Annotated in this window: 2 protein-coding genes; both read right to left on the minus strand. The window is 52.9% G+C overall.

The annotated features are described in order from the left end of the window. Window positions 1-393: phosphohistidine phosphatase SixA (sixA, locus tag INT22_RS06290; RefSeq protein WP_193067900.1), on the minus strand; the 393-nt coding region annotated here is incomplete at its 3' end. After that, complete coding sequence (locus INT22_RS06295; RefSeq protein WP_089037623.1) at window positions 386-1,456, minus strand: NAD(P)H-dependent glycerol-3-phosphate dehydrogenase; 1,071 nt, start codon at window positions 1,454-1,456, stop codon at window positions 386-388. The genes INT22_RS06295 and sixA, both read right to left, overlap by 8 nt. Window positions 1,457-1,533: the final 77 nt, after the last annotated feature.

A 1,533-nucleotide genomic window follows, 5' to 3' on the forward strand; every position in this document is an offset into this window, starting at 1 on the left:
AGGAAAGCCAATTCCCTGGCTCGGCACTCCTTCTACTAACAGGCCCGCCAGCTCACCCACCAGCGGCATATGACTGACGAGCATAATCGGGGCATCTGCAGATTGATTTAGCAGCCATTCACTGACATCACCAGGTGAATCTTCCGGGGTAATAAACGCCAATGTATTAAGTTGCACACCCAAAGCATCACAGATCCGCTGAGCTGTCTGCTGAGCTCGTACAAAAGGGCTGGCATAAATCGTGGGGGAAGATAGTTCACCCTGCTCAATACGCATGGCCAGCCAGCGGGCCATTTTTTCGGCTTCAAGCTCACCACGAGGCGTTAATCGGCGCGATTGATCGGGAAACCCCGATGCAGCCTCACCATGGCGCATAACTAGCACACTAGGCATTCCTGCCTCCATTTTCACGGTGGGCTTGCTGAACAGCCTCACGAGGCAGAATAAATTCCACATCACTGCTTTGCTCGCCCATCATCAGAGTGCGTGCCATCTCCTGAGCCGGAACACCTTCAAACAGCACGCGATTCAGGCCCTCAGCCAGCGGCATATAAACACCCATTTCACGCGCTTTAGCGCAGACAAGCTTGACGGTATTTACCCCTTCAGCTACTTGACCTAATGCCGACACTGCCTCATCAAGACCTCGCCCTTCCCCCATGGCGTAGCCAACCCGATAGTTACGGGATAGATTTGAAGAGCAGGTAACGATTAAATCACCGACGCCAGCCAAGCCTAAAAACGTCATCGGGTTAGCACCCTGCGCAACTGCAAAGCGGCTCATTTCTGCTAGTGCTCGCGTCATCAGCATGCTGCGAGTGTTCTCCCCCATACCCAGCGCTGCCGCCATACCTGCGGCAATGGCGTAGATATTTTTAAGCGCCCCACCCAGCTCAACGCCATGACGATCATTACTGGCATAGACGCGAAAATAGCGACAGCCTAACGCTTGCTGCACCCGCGTTCTGGTAAGCGCATCGGCGCTGGCAATGACGGTGGCGGTCAACTGCTTATCAGCGATTTCGGACGCTAAATTAGGCCCCGCTATGACGCCGACGTGGGGAAACCCAGTTTCCTGCTCAAGCACCTGACTCATTAGCAAAAAGCTATCTTGCTCAATACCTTTGGTGGTGCTGACCAGAATTTGTTCCGGGGTTAACCAGGGTTTGGCAGCTTGAACAACACTGCGAAACGCTTTGGAAGGGATAGCAATCAGCACTAACTCAGCGTCTTCTAGCACCGATTGAAGATCGGTAGACGCGATGACGGCGGGATTAATTACATAATGTGGTAGATAGCGCCCATTGCGATGCTCGTGATTTATTTGCGTCACCAAAGCTTCATCGCGCATCCACTGGCGCACCTTTGCGCCATTATCTGCTGCAATACTCGCCAGAGCGGTACCAAAACTTCCGCCCCCCAGCACTGCGACATTCATCTGCTGCTCATCAGCCATGACGATATCCTGATCATTGGTCTCGTGCGTTTAGCGCTTACTTTATCATCATCTCTATTAAAACAAGCGGCCCGCTT

The sequence above is a fragment of the Halomonas sp. 3D7M genome, assembly GCF_014897885.1.
Taxonomy (GTDB): domain Bacteria; phylum Pseudomonadota; class Gammaproteobacteria; order Pseudomonadales; family Halomonadaceae; genus Vreelandella.

Bases quoted from the DNA above. Each gene is read 5' to 3' on its own strand.
- INT22_RS06295 (WP_089037623.1), bottom strand. From the start codon at position 1,456: ATGGCTGATGAGCAGCAGATGAATGTCGCAGTGCTGGGGGGCGGAAGT.